This window comes from Stappia taiwanensis (assembly GCF_014635285.1).
Lineage (GTDB): Bacteria > Pseudomonadota > Alphaproteobacteria > Rhizobiales > Stappiaceae > Stappia > Stappia taiwanensis.
The window spans coordinates 173,444-189,936 of the sequence record NZ_BMCR01000001.1; the positions used below are offsets into that span (position 1 = coordinate 173,444).

20 protein-coding genes are annotated in these 16,493 nt (G+C 65.6%); 15 read left to right on the top strand and 5 right to left on the bottom strand.

The genetic code is table 11. The annotated features are described in order from the left end of the window. Positions 1 to 141 precede the first annotated feature (141 nt). The 11 genes from IEV83_RS00705 (at position 142) to IEV83_RS00755 (ending at position 8,684) form a co-directional block, all read left to right on the top strand. A complete protein-coding gene (locus IEV83_RS00705) occupies positions 142 to 339 on the top strand; it encodes a hypothetical protein (RefSeq protein ID WP_181758345.1) in 198 nt (65 codons plus the stop codon). A 127-nt stretch (positions 340 to 466) separates the two neighbouring features. After that, positions 467 to 1,615 (top strand): formate dehydrogenase subunit gamma, encoded by a 1,149-nt coding sequence (locus IEV83_RS00710; RefSeq protein WP_181758556.1) that lies wholly within the window; start codon positions 467 to 469, stop codon positions 1,613 to 1,615. 5 nt (positions 1,616 to 1,620) lie between these two features. Further along, positions 1,621 to 3,024 (top strand): c-type cytochrome, encoded by a 1,404-nt coding sequence (locus IEV83_RS00715; RefSeq protein WP_181758346.1) that lies wholly within the window; start codon positions 1,621 to 1,623, stop codon positions 3,022 to 3,024. Continuing rightward, positions 3,021 to 3,185 carry a hypothetical protein gene (locus IEV83_RS00720; RefSeq protein ID WP_181758347.1) on the top strand — a complete coding sequence of 55 codons (165 nt, stop codon included), beginning with the start codon at positions 3,021 to 3,023 and terminating at the stop codon, positions 3,183 to 3,185. Before IEV83_RS00715 ends, IEV83_RS00720 begins: the two co-directional genes overlap by 4 nt. A 192-nt stretch (positions 3,186 to 3,377) precedes the next feature. Next, positions 3,378 to 3,569, top strand: a complete 192-nt coding sequence (locus IEV83_RS00725; RefSeq protein ID WP_181758348.1) for a DUF6494 family protein — start codon at positions 3,378 to 3,380, stop codon at positions 3,567 to 3,569. A 206-nt stretch (positions 3,570 to 3,775) separates the two neighbouring features. Then, a complete protein-coding gene (locus IEV83_RS00730) occupies positions 3,776 to 4,561 on the top strand; it encodes a biotin/lipoate--protein ligase family protein (RefSeq protein WP_181758349.1) in 786 nt (261 codons plus the stop codon). Positions 4,562 to 4,563: 2 nt separating this feature from the next. Then, the gene (locus tag IEV83_RS00735; protein ID WP_181758350.1) at positions 4,564 to 5,049 is read left to right on the top strand and encodes a DUF6505 family protein; all 486 of its coding nucleotides are present in this window, start codon (positions 4,564 to 4,566) and stop codon (positions 5,047 to 5,049) included. Beyond that, positions 5,049 to 6,065 (top strand): DUF6352 family protein, encoded by a 1,017-nt coding sequence (locus tag IEV83_RS00740; RefSeq protein ID WP_181758351.1) that lies wholly within the window; start codon positions 5,049 to 5,051, stop codon positions 6,063 to 6,065. Before IEV83_RS00735 ends, IEV83_RS00740 begins: the two co-directional genes overlap by 1 nt. A 42-nt stretch (positions 6,066 to 6,107) precedes the next feature. After that, on the top strand, positions 6,108 to 7,010 hold the full coding sequence (locus IEV83_RS00745; protein WP_181758352.1) for a DMT family transporter: 903 nt from the start codon (positions 6,108 to 6,110) through the stop codon (positions 7,008 to 7,010). Between the two features lie 92 nt (positions 7,011 to 7,102). Continuing rightward, the gene (locus IEV83_RS00750; protein ID WP_181758353.1) at positions 7,103 to 8,326 is read left to right on the top strand and encodes a multidrug effflux MFS transporter; all 1,224 of its coding nucleotides are present in this window, start codon (positions 7,103 to 7,105) and stop codon (positions 8,324 to 8,326) included. Positions 8,327 to 8,381: 55 nt separating this feature from the next. Next, positions 8,382 to 8,684: a DUF3144 domain-containing protein gene (locus IEV83_RS00755; RefSeq protein WP_181758354.1), complete on the top strand. Its 303-nt coding sequence runs from the start codon at positions 8,382 to 8,384 to the stop codon at positions 8,682 to 8,684. Between the two features lie 23 nt (positions 8,685 to 8,707). On the opposite strand, the gene IEV83_RS00760 is transcribed toward IEV83_RS00755, so the two are convergent. Then, on the bottom strand, positions 8,708 to 10,744 hold the full coding sequence (locus IEV83_RS00760) for a 4Fe-4S dicluster domain-containing protein (protein ID WP_181758355.1): 2,037 nt from the start codon (positions 10,742 to 10,744) through the stop codon (positions 8,708 to 8,710). A 218-nt stretch (positions 10,745 to 10,962) separates the two neighbouring features. Between IEV83_RS00760 and IEV83_RS00765 the strand changes: the two genes are divergently transcribed. Together IEV83_RS00765 and IEV83_RS00770 are read left to right on the top strand one after the other, a co-directional pair. Further along, positions 10,963 to 11,529: a DUF3305 domain-containing protein gene (locus IEV83_RS00765; protein ID WP_181758356.1), complete on the top strand. Its 567-nt coding sequence runs from the start codon at positions 10,963 to 10,965 to the stop codon at positions 11,527 to 11,529. After that, positions 11,526 to 12,167: a DUF3306 domain-containing protein gene (locus tag IEV83_RS00770; protein WP_181758357.1), complete on the top strand. Its 642-nt coding sequence runs from the start codon at positions 11,526 to 11,528 to the stop codon at positions 12,165 to 12,167. Before IEV83_RS00765 ends, IEV83_RS00770 begins: the two co-directional genes overlap by 4 nt. Positions 12,168 to 12,191: 24 nt before the next feature. Here IEV83_RS00770 and IEV83_RS00775 read toward each other — a convergent pair whose 3' ends face one another. Beyond that, on the bottom strand, positions 12,192 to 12,524 hold the full coding sequence (locus IEV83_RS00775; protein WP_181758358.1) for a hypothetical protein: 333 nt from the start codon (positions 12,522 to 12,524) through the stop codon (positions 12,192 to 12,194). A 2-nt stretch (positions 12,525 to 12,526) separates the two neighbouring features. Then, entirely contained in the window at positions 12,527 to 13,528 is a 1,002-nt protein-coding gene (gene moaA, locus IEV83_RS00780) for a GTP 3',8-cyclase MoaA (protein ID WP_244628014.1), read from the bottom strand. Between the two features lie 254 nt (positions 13,529 to 13,782). On the opposite strand from moaA, the gene IEV83_RS00785 reads away from it, so the two are divergent. Then, the gene (locus IEV83_RS00785; protein ID WP_181758359.1) at positions 13,783 to 14,154 is read left to right on the top strand and encodes a gamma-butyrobetaine hydroxylase family protein; all 372 of its coding nucleotides are present in this window, start codon (positions 13,783 to 13,785) and stop codon (positions 14,152 to 14,154) included. A 175-nt stretch (positions 14,155 to 14,329) separates the two neighbouring features. Further along, complete coding sequence (locus tag IEV83_RS00790) at positions 14,330 to 14,965, top strand: L,D-transpeptidase (RefSeq protein ID WP_244628015.1); 636 nt, start codon at positions 14,330 to 14,332, stop codon at positions 14,963 to 14,965. 45 nt (positions 14,966 to 15,010) lie between these two features. Here the strand turns inward: IEV83_RS00790 and IEV83_RS00795 are convergent, their stop codons facing one another. Then, positions 15,011 to 15,472 carry a cytochrome c family protein gene (locus IEV83_RS00795; RefSeq protein ID WP_181758361.1) on the bottom strand — a complete coding sequence of 154 codons (462 nt, stop codon included), beginning with the start codon at positions 15,470 to 15,472 and terminating at the stop codon, positions 15,011 to 15,013. A 281-nt stretch (positions 15,473 to 15,753) separates the two neighbouring features. Further along, a complete protein-coding gene (locus IEV83_RS00800; RefSeq protein WP_181758362.1) occupies positions 15,754 to 16,344 on the bottom strand; it encodes a L,D-transpeptidase in 591 nt (196 codons plus the stop codon). Between the last annotated feature and the right edge of the window lie 149 nt (positions 16,345 to 16,493).

Consider the following 16,493-nt stretch of genomic DNA (forward strand, 5'->3'; position numbering starts at 1 on the left):
TGAAAAGGCTTGGGGATGCTTGGTCCGGCAGCCGTGAGGCCAGATGCCGGGGCGGTCTGTCGGGCTGCCCCGGCCTGTCCTCGGGCGGGCACCATCACAGGTGCCCACCGGAAAGCGGATTTGGCAAAAGGAGCGATCTGGGTGAGATCGGGTTTGGGACCGTGGCCGGTGCTTGCGCTGGCCGGCGTGCTTCTGGCAGCCGTGCCGGGCTGCCGCGAAGATGAGCAGAACCGTGTTCTCGGATTGGAGAAGGGTGTCTACGCCGGGGCCAGCGATACCGAACTGACCGAGGCGCAGCGCCGGGAGCTGCGCCAGCGCGGCGAGCGCCAGCGGTTCTAGCCATTTGCCCCATTTGCGCCGGACATACCGGCCCCGGATGCAGCGCGGTTTATACGTCAGCCGATGCAAGGCGTGGCCATTCAGTAGGGGCCACGTCGGGCGCGGCGGAGGGTAAGGAATGCTGAGAATGCGGAACGGATGCATCGGAACCAAGGGCGGACGCCTGGCCCGCCACGCTGTCGCGGCGCTGGTTCTGTTGCTGACGGTGGTGGCGGTGACCCTCGGACAGAGCGGCGCGTCACTGGCTCAGCAGGGCACGAAAGAGGTGCCGGCGGCAGCGTCCCCCACCCATGGCATGGTGCCGGGCAATACTCTCGGGACCACGTCGGATTCCGATTTCTGGCGGGCGGTGCGCCAGGGGGCGGATGGCAAGGTGTCGATCCCGGACAAGAAGGCCGCGACGCTGGTGCAGTCCGAGGGTGAGCTGTGGCGGGCGGTGCGCAATGGTCCGCTGGCGCTTTACGCAAGTTGGGCCTTGCTGGCGATGATCGTGATCCTGGCGTTGTTCTTCGCCATTCGCGGCCGTATCCGCATCGAGCATGGCCGCAGCGAGCGGACCATCACCCGCTTCGTCGCCGTCGAGCGCTTCGGCCACTGGCTGCTGGCCACCTCCTTCATCATTCTGGCACTGACCGGGCTCAACGTGATGTACGGGCGCTATGTCCTGCTGCCGATCATCGGCGCGGATGCCTTTGGCGCCGTCACCGCCTTCGGCAAGTACCTGCACAACTATCTGGCCTTTGCCTTCATGGTCGGTCTGGTTCTCATCTTCCTGATGTGGGTGCGCCATAACCTGCCGGACCGGACCGACATCAAATGGATCCTGCAGGCGGGCGGCCTCTTTTCCAAGCACCTGCATCCGCCGGCGAAGAAGTTCAACGCCGGGCAGAAGCTGATCTTCTGGGCGACCGTTCTGGTCGGGCTCTCCATTTCCCTGTCCGGCTGGTCGCTGCTGTTTCCCTACACCACCCATTTCTTCGGCGGCACCTTCGAAGTGATGAACAGCGTGTTCGGCACCAGCCTGCCGACGCCGCTCACCGTGGTGCAGGAGCAGCAGCTTGCCAGCCTCTGGCATTCGATCATGAGCGTTCTGCTGATCTGCGTGATCATCGGCCACATCTACATCGGCTCCGTTGGCATGGAAGGCGCCTTCGACGCCATGGGCTCCGGCGAGGTCGATCTCAACTGGGCCAGGGAACACCATTCGCTTTGGGTGGAAGAGGTGCTGGCGCGTCGGAAGGGCGCCGGCGCGGGCGCGACACAGGCGGCGGAGTAGCGTTTATGTGGCGTGCCGCGCCCTTGGCTGGACGGCTTGCCCGGGCGGCCTTTGCCTCGGCCACCGCCGCGCTCGTCGTGTCGCAGGCGCCGGCCTCGGTGGTGGCGGCGGAGTGGTCCGGCCGGCTTGAGGGCCATGGCGGCCCGGTCAAGTCCATCGTCTTGTCGCATGACGAGACCCGGGCGCTGTCCGCCTCCTTCGATTATTCGGTCATCCTCTGGCAGCGGCAGGATCAGGGCGCGCGCGTGGTCCATCGCCTGATCGGTCATGACGCACCGGTGAATGACGCCCGGTTTCTCCCTGGAGGCCGGGCGGTGTCCGTTGGCGATGATGGCGCCATCCTGCTCTGGGGGCTGGGGAAGGGGCGGGTGCTCGATCGGGTCGACACCGGCGCGGAAAAGCTGATCCAGGTGCGGGCCGTGCCCGATGGCAGCTTCGTCGTCGCCGCCTCATGGGATCATACCGCGCGGGTCTTTGACCTTGCCGGCGACAGGCTGATCGAAAGCGCCCGGCTTGAGGGACATCGCGGCCCGGTCAATGCGGTGGCGATCGCGCCGGACGGGGCAGGGGTCTACACCGCCTCCTATGATGGCGGCATCCGTCTGTTCGACCGGGCCACTGGCGCCTTGCTGCGCGAGGTTCACGGCCACGGCTGGGGCGTCAACGTGCTGGCGCTGACCCGGGACGGTCGAGGTCTGGTGTTCGGCGCGGCGGATGGCTCGCTGGCGGTGCTCGATCCCCGGAGCGGGGAAATCGTCAAGCAGCTCGCCAGCCACGCCCGGCCGGTGCTGGCGCTGGCGTTTTCCGCCGATGGCCGGCGGCTTGCCAGTGGCGGTGGCGACGGGGCGATCCGGGTCTATGCCACCGACGACTGGCATCTGCTTGAGGCTTATGACAACCCGCATGGGCCGGTCTGGGGGGTGGCGTTGAACAGGGATGGCCGCCGGGCCTTGCATGTCGGGCTCGACGATCATGTCGGCGTCTGGCAGGTGAACCCGCGCGTCGCCTTCGATGACAGCGGGCAAAGCGCTCCCCGGCGGTTTCAAGTGGGCGAGGCCGGGGATCCGGGCGCGCGGCAGTTCGCGCGCAAATGCTCCGTCTGCCACACGCTGACGCCTCAGGATGGCAACCGCGCCGGGCCGACCCTACATGGCCTGTTCGGACGCCGGGCGGGAAGCCTGCCCGGTTATCCCTATTCGAAGGCCTTGCGAGAGGCCGGGTTCATCTGGACGGAAGAGACCGTGTCGGATCTCTTTGCCCGCGGACCGGATCTGGTGACGCCAGGGTCGAAGATGCCGCTTCAGCGCCTGACCAACCAGGCGGAGCGCCGGGCGCTGGTGGCCTATCTCAAACGCGCGACGGCGCCGGGCCAGCCACCGGCCGGTCAAGCAGAGGACGAGAGACGATGAAGGCATTCTTGAGCGCAGTGGTGGTGATGGCCGCCATCGGCATCGGCGCCTGGGCGGTGCTGAACAAGGGCTTCGATTACTCCTCCTCGGCGGTCTACACCACCGAGACCCCCGGCGCGGTCCGCCTGTCGCCGGGCGATGGGACGCGGCCGGCGGACTGATCGGACAGGCAAACGAAACACATGAAGAAACCCGGGAAATGTCAAAACAGTCATAAGCTTGCAGCGATTTTGCGATTCACTGCGCGAAGCACGTGAATCGGTTTGTCAGGCAGGCGGTCGCGCCGAGGAAAACGTGCGCCGCACCCTGAACGCAGGTACCCCGCCAGAACGACAGATGAGGAGCCAGACCCCATGACCAATGACACCTTCAACATGTCCATGCGCAAGTTCTTGAAACAGGTTGGCGTGACCTCGCAGCAGGCGCTTGAAGCCCATGTGCGCGATGCCGGACTGACCAGCGGCAGCCTGTCGGCGAAGGTGGTGCTCACCCTCGACGGGCAGGAGTTCGAGCATGTGGTCACCGGCAAGATCGATCTGGATTGATCGGCGTGGATTGAACGAGGTGGACGGGTCGGGCAGGATGACTCGATCGTTTTGAAAATTGTCGCAAATTGCTGACGGGATTCAACAAAACTTGTTCGTTGAATCCCTTTCTGAAGCGCAATTGATTCAAAATCTCAACGTCTGACGCCGCCGGTGACGATGCCGTCGCCGGCATCTCATCAGGTTGGCCAAGGAGGGCCTCGCGCGTGGATCTTGCCGATCCGACATTCCCGCCGCTGTTCACAGGCCATGCGACCGGCGAAGCGGAAGACCCGATGCGGGTCGCGATCCGGGGGGCGGCGGAGGGGCGGTTTTCCGCCGGAGATCTGGTGTGGTCGCGCGCCCGCGAACGGGTTTCGCTGGCCTTGGTGCTGGAGCCGGAGGTTCCCCGTTCCCGGGCGCCCGAGATGCTGTTCCTGGCGATGGTGGCCGCCGGCGATGCGCTTGGTGCGTTGACCCCGCCGGAATTCGCGCTGACCTTCGAGTGGCCGGCGGGAATCCGGGCAAATGGCGCCAGGGTGGGCCGCGCCCGCCTTGCGGTGAGCGATCTGGACGACGAGAGCCATGCGCCGCTCTGGCTGGTGATCGGCCTGGAGCTGACGCTGGCGCCCTTGTCCGGCCCGCAGGAGCCGGGAGAGACGCCGGACCGGACCAGCCTTGTGGACGAGGGCGCGGTGGATATTGACCGCAGCGGCGCGCTGGAAGCCCTGTCGCGGCATCTCCTGAGCTGGATCCATACCTGGGATGTGGACGGTTTCGCGCCGGTTCTGGAGAACTGGCTCTTCCGGGCCGACGGTTATCGCCGCAGCCATGCGGTGGAGACGGCACAGGGCCGCGTTCGCGGCACCTTCCTTGGGCTTGATGAACAGGGCAACATGCTGTTGAAGCAGGAAGAGAGCGAAGGAGGGGGGACGTTGTCCTTGTCTCTGCTTGCGAATTTGTCACCCGAAGAGAACTTGCCACCCGAAGAGACGGAGGCCGCGGCGCGCTGACCATGGCACGACTTCTGAAAGCCATCCGTCTGGATGAGTCCGATACGCAGATTTTCCCCGAGGTTGCCGAGCCGGGCGACTGGGTCATTCCCGGCACCTTCGCCTTTCGCAACTACACGCCGGAAGGGCTGACGGGGCAGGTCCGGCAGGCGTTCGCGTTCGGCTTCCTGTCGTTGGGAACCTTCGGCTGGACCACGCTCGCCACCCCGGCGGACATCTCCGAGGAGGAGCGGGACCGGTTGGTCGGTCTGCTGGCCGATCATTTCGTCGCCGAACACGGCGCGCCCAGCCGCGAGGCGGCCTTGCCGGTTGCCGAGGCGGAGATCGCCGATGCCATGGAGATCGCCGGCGGGCTGGAGCTGAATGATCTTCTGACCATCCTGCGCGAGATTGACGACGATGGCGCGGTGCATGAGCGGTTCGAGGTGGTGACCCCGCCCGAAGACGCGCCCCATGCCCGCATCTGGGATGTGGACGAGACCGAGTGATGCGGGCGTTCTGGAAATCCTCCGGCGCGCATCTGGTTTCCCGCGATGGCAACGGCTGGCTGACGGTGACGCCGGACCTGCTGCGGGCCTATGTCACCCGGCCGGAAATCCACCCGGTGGAGGAGTCCTGCCCGGCCGAACATGCCCTGTTCGAAAAGCTGATGTCCGATCCCTTCGCCGGGGTGAGCGAAGCCGACCTTGCGGCCATCGCCGATCCGGATGCCGCCGACAATTACCGGGTTCTGCTGCGCTTTCGCGATCATCTGGCCGCGCATGGCACCATCGAGGGCGCCTATGCGGCCCTGTTCGGCAAGGGTGCGGCAATCGTCATCCCGCCGATGTTCATCGACCAGATGGTCCATCTGATCTGCCACAACATGCTGCGCTCGGTGACCGATCCCTTGCGGCTGCGCGCAGGCGAACTGTTCTTCCGGGAACAGGCGGTGACCACCGGCGAGGGACAGTTGATGCTGGCCGATGCGGAGATCGTCGAGACCTACGCAAGAACCGGCGGGCTCGGCGGCCTTGGCGCGCTGCTGGCGGAGGCCGGAACGCCGGCCCCCTCCGTGTCGCTTGACGTGATCGGCGAGGAAAACGCCGACATCTACTGGGACAGGTCCGACCGCTACGATACGGCCATCGACTTCCGCTTTACCGAACCGGCGCTCGATGCCTTTGCCCGGGTGCTGGAAAGCTGGGTGCGGCATTTTCACGGCGTCGACGTGCGCATTCAGCCGCAACAGTCGATCCGGGATGCGAAGTGGTCGTGGCATGTGGGACTGGACGCCGAGGCCACCCGTATTCTCAACGGCCTCTATGAGGGGGCGACTATCGGCGAAGCCGATCTGACCCGCATCGTTGCGCTGTTCCGGCTGGATTTCGAGCGGCGCGGCGATGTCATCGACACAATGCGCGGCAAACCCGTCTGGCTGGCGCTGGCCATGGGCGCCGACGACAAGATCCGTATGAAACCGCAAAACCTTTTGACCAACCTCCCGCTGCGGCGGGGCAATTGATCGCAGGTGGAGCCCGGCTCCACGCTATCCGCAAGGCAGAAAATGACCCTTCAAGGCAACGGTCGCGCCGTCGTCATCATGATGCTCGCCATGGCGTGCTTCATTTTCAACGACAGCTTCGTCAAGCTCGTCTCCAGCCATCTGCCGCTTGGTCAGATCATGTTCCTGCGCTCGCTGATCGCCATGGCGCTGTTGCTGGGGATCTGTATCGCCAATGGCTCGATCTATCATTTCGGCCGCCTGCAGCATCCGCTCGTGGTGCTGCGTGTGGTCACCGAGGCGCTGGCCACCGTGTTCTACCTGACCGCGCTGTTCCATCTGCCGATCGCCAATGTCACCTCCATTCTTCAGGCGTTGCCGCTGATGATCACCGCCGGCGCGGCAATCTTCCTTGGCGCGCCGGTCGGCTGGCGCCGCTGGAGTGCGATTGGCGTCGGCTTCTTCGGCGTTCTGGTGATTGTCCGGCCCGGTCTCGCCGGTTTCGATGCCTGGTCGCTGATGGCGCTGGTCGGGGTCGTCTGCATGGCGGTGCGCGATCTTGGCACCTCGCTGTTGCCCAAGACCATCCCCACCCTCGGGGTGACCTTCGCCGCGCTGGCCGGGGTGGCGGTGACCGGATTGGCCATGGCGGTGGGCGAAACCTGGGTGATGCCCAGCGTTCTGGATATCGTCTTTCTGACCGCCGCCGCCAGTTTCATTCTGGTGGGGTACATCACCTTGATCCATGCCATGCGCACCGGTGACATCGCCGTCGTGGCGCCGTTCCGCTACTCGATCATCCTCTGGGCAATCCTGATCGGCTATCTGGTCTGGGGCGACATTCCCGACCTTTACACCCTTGTCGGCGTCGCAATTCTGGTGGCGACCGGCATCTACACCTTGATGCGTGAGCGCAAGCTGATGAAGGAGGCCGGGCCGGCGGCTTCCAGCCCGCCGCTGCCGTGATTTTCGCTCCGGCGCGCCTTGGCGCCGGCGCTCATCGGGCCGACGCGCGCAAAGAGCTTGCCTTGTCCGGCGAACCGTTTCAGGTAACGGGTATGACAAATAGCATTTCAACCACCTTCGAGGGGCGTCGGCCGACCCTGGCGATCCTCGTTGCCGTGTCCGCCGTCAATCCGCTGGCGCTCAATATCTCCCTGCCGTCCTTGCCGCTTCTCGTCGATATTTTCGGCACGACAGCCGGCATGGTCCAGATGTCGCTGTCGCTCTATCTGGCGGCGGTAGCGGTCGCCCAGATCGGCATCGGCCCGCTGTCGGACCGCTATGGGCGCCGTCCGGTCCTGCTTTGGGGGCTGGCGATCTTCGTCGTCGGGTCGGTAATTTGCGCGGTGGCGCCCTCCATCGAGGTCTTGCTGACGGGGCGGATGCTGCAGGCAACCGGTGGGTGCGCCGGGATCGTGCTCGGCCGCGCCATTGTCCGCGACCTTTATGACCGCAGCCAGGCGGCCAGCATGATCGGCTATGTGACCATGGGTCTGGCGGTTGCACCCATGATCGGGCCGGCCATCGGCGGCGTGGTCGACCAGAGTTTCGGCTGGCGCAGCAGCTCCTACCTGATGGTGGTGCTGGGCCTGCTGGTGCTCGTCGCAGCCTGGTTCGACCTGCATGAAACCAATCACAACCGGGTCTCGGGCGGCGGCGTTGCCGGCCTCGTGCGCAGCTATGGGGCGCTGTCGCGATCCGGGTTGTTCTGGGCCTATGCGCTGACCTCCGCCTTCACCTCCGCCGTGTTCTTCGGCTTTCTCGGTGGCGCGCCCTTCGTGGCTGCGGACCTGCTCGGCATGTCGCCGGCGGTCTACGGTCTCTATTTCATTCTGGTGGCCGGTGGCTATGTTTTCGGAAACTGGATTTCCGGTCGCTATTCCGGGTCCATCGGCATGGTGCGGATGATCGGCGCCGGCAATGTGGTTCTGGTGCTGGCGGTGTCAATCATCGCGTTCTTGTTCGCTCTGGGGCTGGTCCACCCTTTGTCGCTGTTCGGGCCGATGTTCGTGGTGGGGGTTGGCAATGGAATGTGCCTGCCCAATGCCATCGCCGGCGCGGTGAGTGTGCGTCCGGATCTCGCCGGTGCGGCGTCGGGGCTGACGGGCAGTTTGCAAATTGGCGCCGGCGCCATCGCTTCGGCATTGGCCGGCTGGTTCCTGTCGGGCATCTTGTGGCCGGGTACGATCTGGCCGCTGGTGCTGGTCATGGCGACCGCCTGCGTCCTGTCCGTGATCGCCAGCATCGCCTCACGGCTTCTGGAGGCCGAGCAATACTGAGCAAGGGCGATCTGGCACAAGGAACCTTTCGGCAAGAAAAAGCAGGGGGAAGCAGATGACCAACAGGCGCGAACGACGCGCGGCGCGGGCGGAAGGGACGCTCGACACCGCAAGCTTTCTGCAGACGGCGGCACGGTTCATCGACCTTGCCAATCGGGAAAACCGCAAGATCCAGGCGACCGATCTGCATCTGGCCTTCCTCTGGGCGGCGGCACGCTACAACGCCCATGTGGCCAAGGCGGTGCTGGAGGTGGACGAGCACGAGGCCTTCGTCACCGATATGGTCGAACGCTATACGGAAATGCTGCGCCAGAACCTTGCCGACCCGGAACTGGACCCGCCCGCCGGCAATGGTTGAGCGCGGTCCTGTATCTTCGCCCGTCAGTCGTCCTTGAGGAAATCGTCGGCAGAGAGCTCTTCCCGGGCGGCGAGGTAATCGTCGGTGGTGACCGGGCGCGGCCGGGCGCCGGCGCGCAGCGGTGTATCCGGCATGGTCCATTGGGCGCTGATCCGGCAATCGTCGCACATGTCGATGAGCGCGATCTGATCCGGGCGCTGGAACATCCAGTGCTTGCCGGACAGTTTCTCCCGGATCCGGGCAATCGAGGATTTGGTGCCGAACGGCTTGCCGCAGGAGGCACAGAGCGCCGGCTCCTCCTCATGCAGCACCACCGGCCGCATGGCACTTGACGCGCTGTTGTAGCGCGGCTCCAGCGTGATCACGTGTTCCGGACAGGTGGCGGCGCACAGGCCGCATTGCACGCAGGCCGCCTCCGTCAGGCTGACCTGTGGCTTTTCCGGATTGTCGGCCAGCGCGTTTGCCGGACAGGAGGAGACACAGGCAAGACAGAGCGTGCAGCCCTCGGCATCGATTTGGATTCGGCCATAGGGCGCGCTGTCCGGCAGGGCGATGATCTCCGCCGGGGCGGGCGCTTGGTCGAACAGCCGGGCAATGACGCTGCGGGCGACGTCGCGCTTGCCACCGACCGGGGCGAACAGGCTGCCGGGAAGCGCCGGCGCCGGGCCGGGGAGGCTGAGATGGGCCGGCAGCGCGTCCGGGTCTGTTTCAAGCGCGATGTCAAAAAGATGATCCGCCGGATAGCCCATGCCGGAAAGAAGGGCGGTGGCAAGGTCGATCTCGGCGCGCAAGGGATCAAGTTCCCCGGAGAGCTTTGGCGAAGCTAGGACCACCAGCCGCCGGGCGCCGGCCAGCACCGCCGCTAGCAAGGCGTCGTGACCGAAGCCGCTGACCGCATGAACCCCGAGCGGCAGGACATTGCCGGGAAGGCCGGCGCCCTGGCGGCTGAGCGCGGAAATCAGGTCGAGTCCATGGGGCTGGTCATGCAAAAGCAGCACCGGATCCTGTCCGCCGGCATCGCGATAGGTCAGGAGCAGGGTCTGGATGCGGCCGATCAGGTCGGACCGCTTAGGGTACTGGTAGGCGATGGCGCCGGTGGGGCAGTGGGCGGCGCAGGAGCCGCAGCCGCCGCAGATGCCCGGATCGATGGTGATGGTGTTGCCGGCACTCTCGATTGCCCCGGCCGGGCAGGCGTCGAGACATTTGTGGCAGCCGGTCTTGCCGCTGCGGCCATGGGCGCAGATCTCCGGCGTGTAGCCGACATAGCGGGGCTTTTCGAAGCTGCCGACCATATCGGAAATGTCGAACATCGCCCGAGCGACCGCCGCCGGGTCCTTCGGGTCGGCCCGCAGATAGCCGTCACGCTTGTCCGGCGCCGTCACCAGCGGGGTGTCGCCGGAGAGGTCAAGGATCAGCGCGCAGGTCGAGCGGGCGCCATCGCGGGCCAAGTCGAACTCCGGCGCCTGCCGCGAGGAGGGCAGCATCTGCGCATAGTCGTCGACGGTCACCGAAAACCCACCGAGCGAACCGGTCACCGTGCGGATCCGCCCCCGATGGATCGGCACGTCGAGCACAGGCGGCAACAGAAGATCGTCCGCGTCGGTGAGAAGCAGCGAGACCGCCAGCCGGCCTTCCAGGGCGCGGGCGGTGTCCAGCGCCTGCTGGCCGGCGCCATAGACGAGGCAGACCCCATCCGAGTCCACCGAATGCAGTGGTGCCGGTTCGCTGGCAAGCTGCGCCTCGGCCAGAAGCGCGGCGATCTTCGGATGCGGGTCGGTGCCGCTGTCGCACCAGCCGGCGCGCTCGCGAATGTTGACGAAGCCGACGTCGTCCTGCCTGCCGGCGTCCTCGGCGATTTCGGAAAAGAGCGGCGCTTCCTGGGTGCAGGCGACCAGCAGCGGCGTGTCGCCGCCAAGCGCGGTCTCGAAGGCGGCAAGCTGGCTGCGGCACAGGTGGCTGTGGATCGGCGTGTCGTCGTCGATTCCGGCGATGCGTTTTGCATCAAGGCGCATCGTCCGCTGGCAGTTGCACAGAAGGATCCGAGGCCGGGGCGTGGTCATGCGCGAGGTCTCCGTCGGCGACGCCATGGCCCGGCTGCTGAGACGGGCGCTGCGCCGCGAAAAGCTGATTTGCCAGAACAATAGCGCAGAACCGCCCCTCTGTCCGGCGAACTGCGCACGCCATTGTCAAATGCTCTTGAGCGCCCCACAATCAGAAGAACCACGGGCCGCACCAGCTTGCGCCCGTAGGGCCATGCCACAATATCTGGAGCCGGATCGTGCAACGGGAAGTGTCGCTCTCATTCGGGATCGTGCTGGAGCGTAAGCCCGCCACCTCGCGCTGGACGGACTGGGTCTGGTCCGTCCCGGAGGTGATCGTCGAGGCGCCGGAAACGGACGGCTGGCGCGAGATCGAGGCACGCGGCGAGATGCGCCGCTACCTGTCCGCGCCCCATCGCCTGACCCTGCATCACAAGATGGTCGAGGCCTATGACAGCAATATCGAGACGGGCGAGCCCTGTCTCTGGGTGCTGCTGAACGAGGTGGACGGGCCGGAGGATCCCGGCTGGCGGGTGGCGGCCATCACCGCCGATCCGCATCAGGCCATCGGCTTCCTCGACAGCGGCGAGGGGCTGGTGGAGCGGGTGCCGATGCCGCGGGCGGTGATCGCCTGGATGGCTGAGTATCTGAAGTCCCTGCCGGAGGCGCCAGCGTTTCGCAAACGGCAGCGCGACCGGATGCCGGACGAGGTGGAGGTGTTCGGCAAGACGCCAATCTTCGAGGCGCCGGCCGGTAAGGTTCCGGCGAGGGGCGGGGCTGGGAAAGAAGGGGAGGAGCCGACATGAGCGGCGAGGACACCTCCGGCTTCCTGAACCGCTGGTCCCGGCGCAAGCAGGCGGCGCGGGCGGAGGACACCGAACGGCCGGAAGAAGCGCCTGCGCTGGAACCGGATGATGCCGGCGAGACTGTGCCGGCTGACGCGGAAGCGGCGCGGCTTGAAGCGGAAAACCGCGCGGCGGCGGAGGCTGTCGACCTGGACACGCTGACCTTTGACTCTGACTATTCGGTCTTCCTCAAGAAGGGGGTGCCGGCCTCCCTGAAAAACGCAGCACTGCGCCGGCTGTGGCGGTCCAATCCGGTGCTTGCCTGCGTCGACGGGCTGAACGACTACGACGAGAACTTTCGCGATGTGAAGTCTTTGGGCGAGGGCCTGAAGACCGCCTGGGAGGTGGGCAAGGGTTATCGGCGCAAGGCCGAGGAGCTGGACGCTGCCCGCAAGGCCGCAAGCGATGCCAGCGATGGCGCCTCTCATCCGGCGGAGGCGGACGCCGCGCCGGAGGGGGAACCGGAAGAGAAACTGGCCCAGTTCGCCACACAAGATGTGGTGGAGCCGGAAGTGTCCGCCACCGAACCGGAGGCGCCCTCCGCCCAGCCGGCCGAACGCCCGGCGAAGCGGCCGCGCCGGCGCATGACCTTCACCTGAGCAAGTCTTTGGATGACGGCATGGCTACTGCGGCGGGAACTGCGTCTGGCAGTAGCTGATCGCTCGGGCGCGGAAGGTTTCGTGTTGCCCGTCGCTGACGAGGCCGTCGCGGCGCATCTGCTCCACCGCGCCGAGGCGTTCGGCGAGGCAGGCGGCCAGTTCCGGGGAGGCTGACGGGGCCGTATTCGCCGCGCCGGGGGCCTTGGCGAAGGGCGTCAGCGGCATGCCGGAAAAACCGCTCTTTCCCACCCAGACAATGGCGGCGCCAGCGGCAAGGGCGACCGCGAGCGCGGCAACCCGCGCGCCCGTGCTATCGAGCCGGGAACGGCGCGTGACACGCCCCGTGCCGCCGGGCATTGTCAGCCCCCGGTCATGCTCATGTGGCGGGAAACGGCGGGCTGGCGGGTCTTGCGGTCGATGACGAAATCATGCCCCTTGGGCTTGCGGCCGATGGCCTCGTCGATCGCCTGGGCCAGCAAATCGTCGCTCTCCGATGCCCGCAAGGCGGCGCGCAGGTCGGCGCTGTCATCCTGGCCGAGGCACATGTAGAGCATGCCGGTGCAGGTCACCCGCACCCGGTTGCAGCTTTCGCAGAAATTGTGGGTCATCGGCGTGATGAAGCCGAGGCGACCGCCGGTCTCGCGGATCGACACATAGCGGGCCGGGCCGCCGGTCTTGTAGGGGATGTCCTCAAGCGTCAGCGTTTCGGCAAGATGCGCCCGCACCTGCGACAAGGGCAGATACTGATCGGTGCGGTCCTCGTTGATCTCGCCCAGCGGCATGGTTTCGATCAGCGTCAGATCGTAGCCATGCTCATGACACCAGGTCAGCATGGGCATGATCTCATGCTCGTTGACGCCCTTCAGCGCAACCATGTTGATCTTGATCTTCAGGCCCGCATCGGTGGCCGCCTGAATGCCGTCCATCACCTTGCCAAGATCGCCCCAGCGGGTGATGGCATGGAACTTCTGCTTGTCCAGCGTGTCGAGCGAGACGTTGATGCGGCGCAGGCCGCAGTCGTAAAGCTCGGGCGCGAAGCGGGCGAGCTGCGAGCCGTTGGTGGTCAGCGTCAGTTCTTCCAGCCGGCCACTGTCCAGATGCCGCGACAGCGAGCGGATCAGCCCCATGATGTTCTTGCGCACCAGCGGCTCGCCGCCGGTCAACCGTAGCTTGCGCACGCCCTTGTCGATGAAGGCGGTGCACAGCCGGTCCAGCTCTTCAAGCGTGAGAACATCGCGCTTGGGCAGGAACGTCATGTCCTCGGCCATGCAATAGACACAGCGGAAATCGCACCTGTCCGTCACCGAGACACGCAAATAGCTGACGGTACGGCCGAAAGGGTCGATCATCGGCTGGGACATTCTGTTTCCTCGTCTCGCCCGGCATGGCTGCGCACGCCAGCGTGTGTTCTCATTAATAGGCAAGTTAGCGTAATCCGCATGCGCGTCAATCGCCGCGCTCATGCGAACGGGCAAGGCGCGGCGACCGGTCGCCGGTGAAATCGCGACAAAGGCCTTGCCCGCACTCTGGCGATGCCTATCGTGCGAGCACATCACGATTTTCCGGACGGAGCCTGCCACTGGGCACGGCCGTCCTCATCTGAAGGAATTTTGCCATGCCCGAGAGCAAGCCCTGGCCGACCGAGCTGCGCCTCAGCAAGGACCGCCGGACATTGACGGTGGTCTTCGACAATGGCGAGAGCCACGCCTATGCGGCGGAGTATCTGCGGGTTTGTTCGCCCTCCGCCGAGGTGCAGGGGCATTCCGCCGCTCAGCGCAAGACCGTGCCGGGCAAGCGCAATGTGACGATCATCCAGATCGAACCGGTCGGCAACTACGCGGTACGGCTGCATTTCGATGACCTGCACAATACCGGCATCTTCTCCTGGGACTACTTCCAGAAGCTGGCCCATGAGCGCGAAAGCCTGTGGGGCGGCTATCTCGCCGAGCTGGAAGAAAAGGGAATGAGCCGCGATCCTTCGGGCTGACCGCAAGCGCCTGCCGCAGGCCATGCGACGGATGCCGGGATTTTGGCTGTGACCGATGCGGGAATCACGGGCATAGTATCTTCATAGGTCCGAAAGGGAATCGACGGAGATCATCGCCGTGCATCTTGGAACCAGTCGCCCCGCCACGAAGACACGAGAGTTGAGCCGCCGGTCCTTGTTGCTTGGACTTCCGCTTCTGCTTGCGGCATGTCAGGGCGCGTCAAGCCGGGTGCGGGTTGCGGGGCTTGGCTCCTACGCCAGCGCGACGCCCAATTACGCTTCCGCCTACGCGCCGGTGCGCGATGGCGGCTTCAACCTGCCGGCCATTCCCTATCAGGAGTTCGATCCGCAGTACCTGCGCCAGACCGTGCGCTACTACACGGCGGAGGAGCCGGGCACGATCATCGTCGATCCGAGATCGAAGTTTCTCTATCTGGTTCAGCCGGGCGGACAGGCGATCCGCTATGGCATCGGCGTTGGCCGTGCGGGCTTTGCCTGGTCGGGCGATGCGACCATCCGCTTCAAGCGCGAATGGCCCAAGTGGTTCCCGCCCGATGAGATGATCGCCCGCGATCCGAAGCTGGAGAAATACCGCAATGGCCAGGACGGCGGCCCGCGCAACCCCATCGGCGCGCGCGGCCTTTACCTCTGGCAAGGCAATGTCGATACGCTCTACCGCATTCACGGCACCAATCAGCCGCGTAGCATCGGCACCAATGCCTCCAGCGGCTGCATCCGCATGTGGCAGCAGGACATCATCGACCTCTACGACCGGGTCAACGTCGGCGCGAAGGTGGTGGTGTTGAGCTGATCCGGCCCTTGCGGCGCAGAAGGCCGGCGGCCGGGGACTGTTCGGTCACTTGATTTCCCGCGCCAGCTGTTCCGCATAGGCGACGATTGCAGCGATATCGTCATGAACGAGAATGACTTCGGTGATGGTGGCCGGGTGGTCCGGTGCGCGGGCGGCATCGCCGACAAAGCGCACATGCGCGGGATGAGGGCGGCGCACGTGAAAGGTCTGGAACCGGTCCTGCCAGTCGTCCAACGCCTTGATCAGGATCATGAAGGACGGGGTCGAGGCAATGCCGCCCATCCGGTTGTCCGGGCTGATCACATGGCAGCGGGCGCAGTGTTGCCGTGACAGTTCCTTGCCGCGCTGCGCAAGCGCGCTTTCTTCGGCGGTTGCCGTGGGGCCGGTCAGGGCGAGGGTGGCGAGAAGGGCAAGGCCACTGGCAAGACGGCCCGAACCGCTCGCAAGCGCGCGGCGCCGGAAGGTGAGGTAGAGCTGCGAGGTTCGTGGTCGTTTGCCCTGTCGCATCGTTGGTCTTCCCGTCCTTCGTTCAGGGACGTCACCTGACCAAGGGTACGCTCGTGCGAAAGGCGAGAAAAGGGCAAGGCTCCCTCTCTGCGTCGCCCCGGCCCCCGCGCCGAGATCGGAGAGCCCGAAGAGGTACGTTTTGTTGGGGCTGGAGCCGGAAGGCCCGCGGCTCGCAGGTCCCGGCTCGCGCTGAAGGGCTTGATCCTCACGAAAAAGGCCGGGCTTGCACCCGGCCTTTCGTGCATTGGGCTTCTCAGGAAAGCCTAGTTTTTTCAGGCTGCTTAGCGGCGAACCACAACCTTCGCGCCAACGTTGACGTTGTCGTAGAGGTGAACGACGTCGTCATTGGCCATGCGGATGCAGCCGGAAGAGACGGCGGTGCCGATGGTCCAGGGCTCGTTCGAGCCGTGAATGCGATAGAGCGTGGAGCCGATGTACATGGCGCGGGCGCCGAGCGGGTTGTTCGGCCCGCCTTTCATGTGTGCCGGCAGCTTCTGTCCCTTGGCGCGGGCGCGGGCACGCATCTGCGGCGGCGGCGTCCAGCCCGGCCATTCGGCCTTGCGGCTGACGCGGTGCGTGCCGGACCACTGGAAGCCTTCTCGGCCGACGCCGATGCCGTACTTCATCGCCTTGCCGCCAGGCAGGACGTGATAGAGCCGGCGCTCGCCGGTGTCGACGATGATGGTGCCGGGCGCGTAAGGCCCCTTGTAGCTCACCCGCTTGCGCGGAATGGGCGATTTGCCGCTTGTAATGCCGTAGGCGTTGTACTCGACCCACTGGCGCGTGGCGGGGTCGAAGACCCGTGCCGACAAGGCGGGCGTTGCCACGAGTGCGGCGGTTATGGCGATGGCTGTGAAACGGAAGATACGCATTTTTATCCCCATCCGGTCGATTTGACACTGCCCCCAGCGGCAGGGAAATTGTGGGTTTATATGGTCCGTATTTTCCCTTGCGATCCTGTTAATGGCGCCCGGGAAAGACCATGCGCAACCCTAGTGTACCCCCGCCCGTGGGCAGTGAC

What these genes read in the sequence shown, in the direction of transcription:
- IEV83_RS00710 (WP_181758556.1), top strand. Translation starts at nt 467, where the DNA reads ATGCGGAACGGATGCATCGGAACCAAGGGCGGACGCCTGGCCCGCCAC.
- IEV83_RS00715 (WP_181758346.1), top strand. Translation starts at nt 1,621, where the DNA reads ATGTGGCGTGCCGCGCCCTTGGCTGGACGGCTTGCCCGGGCGGCCTTT.
- IEV83_RS00720 (WP_181758347.1), top strand. Translation starts at nt 3,021, where the DNA reads ATGAAGGCATTCTTGAGCGCAGTGGTGGTGATGGCCGCCATCGGCATC.
- IEV83_RS00725 (WP_181758348.1), top strand. Translation starts at nt 3,378, where the DNA reads ATGACCAATGACACCTTCAACATGTCCATGCGCAAGTTCTTGAAACAG.
- IEV83_RS00735 (WP_181758350.1), top strand. Translation starts at nt 4,564, where the DNA reads ATGGCACGACTTCTGAAAGCCATCCGTCTGGATGAGTCCGATACGCAG.
- IEV83_RS00740 (WP_181758351.1), top strand. Translation starts at nt 5,049, where the DNA reads ATGCGGGCGTTCTGGAAATCCTCCGGCGCGCATCTGGTTTCCCGCGAT.
- IEV83_RS00745 (WP_181758352.1), top strand. Translation starts at nt 6,108, where the DNA reads ATGACCCTTCAAGGCAACGGTCGCGCCGTCGTCATCATGATGCTCGCC.
- IEV83_RS00750 (WP_181758353.1), top strand. Translation starts at nt 7,103, where the DNA reads ATGACAAATAGCATTTCAACCACCTTCGAGGGGCGTCGGCCGACCCTG.
- IEV83_RS00755 (WP_181758354.1), top strand. Translation starts at nt 8,382, where the DNA reads ATGACCAACAGGCGCGAACGACGCGCGGCGCGGGCGGAAGGGACGCTC.
- IEV83_RS00760 (WP_181758355.1), bottom strand. Translation starts at nt 10,744, where the DNA reads ATGACCACGCCCCGGCCTCGGATCCTTCTGTGCAACTGCCAGCGGACG.
- IEV83_RS00770 (WP_181758357.1), top strand. Translation starts at nt 11,526, where the DNA reads ATGAGCGGCGAGGACACCTCCGGCTTCCTGAACCGCTGGTCCCGGCGC.
- IEV83_RS00775 (WP_181758358.1), bottom strand. Translation starts at nt 12,524, where the DNA reads ATGCCCGGCGGCACGGGGCGTGTCACGCGCCGTTCCCGGCTCGATAGC.
- moaA (WP_244628014.1), bottom strand. Translation starts at nt 13,528, where the DNA reads ATGTCCCAGCCGATGATCGACCCTTTCGGCCGTACCGTCAGCTATTTG.
- IEV83_RS00785 (WP_181758359.1), top strand. Translation starts at nt 13,783, where the DNA reads ATGCCCGAGAGCAAGCCCTGGCCGACCGAGCTGCGCCTCAGCAAGGAC.
- IEV83_RS00795 (WP_181758361.1), bottom strand. Translation starts at nt 15,472, where the DNA reads ATGCGACAGGGCAAACGACCACGAACCTCGCAGCTCTACCTCACCTTC.
- IEV83_RS00800 (WP_181758362.1), bottom strand. Translation starts at nt 16,344, where the DNA reads ATGCGTATCTTCCGTTTCACAGCCATCGCCATAACCGCCGCACTCGTG.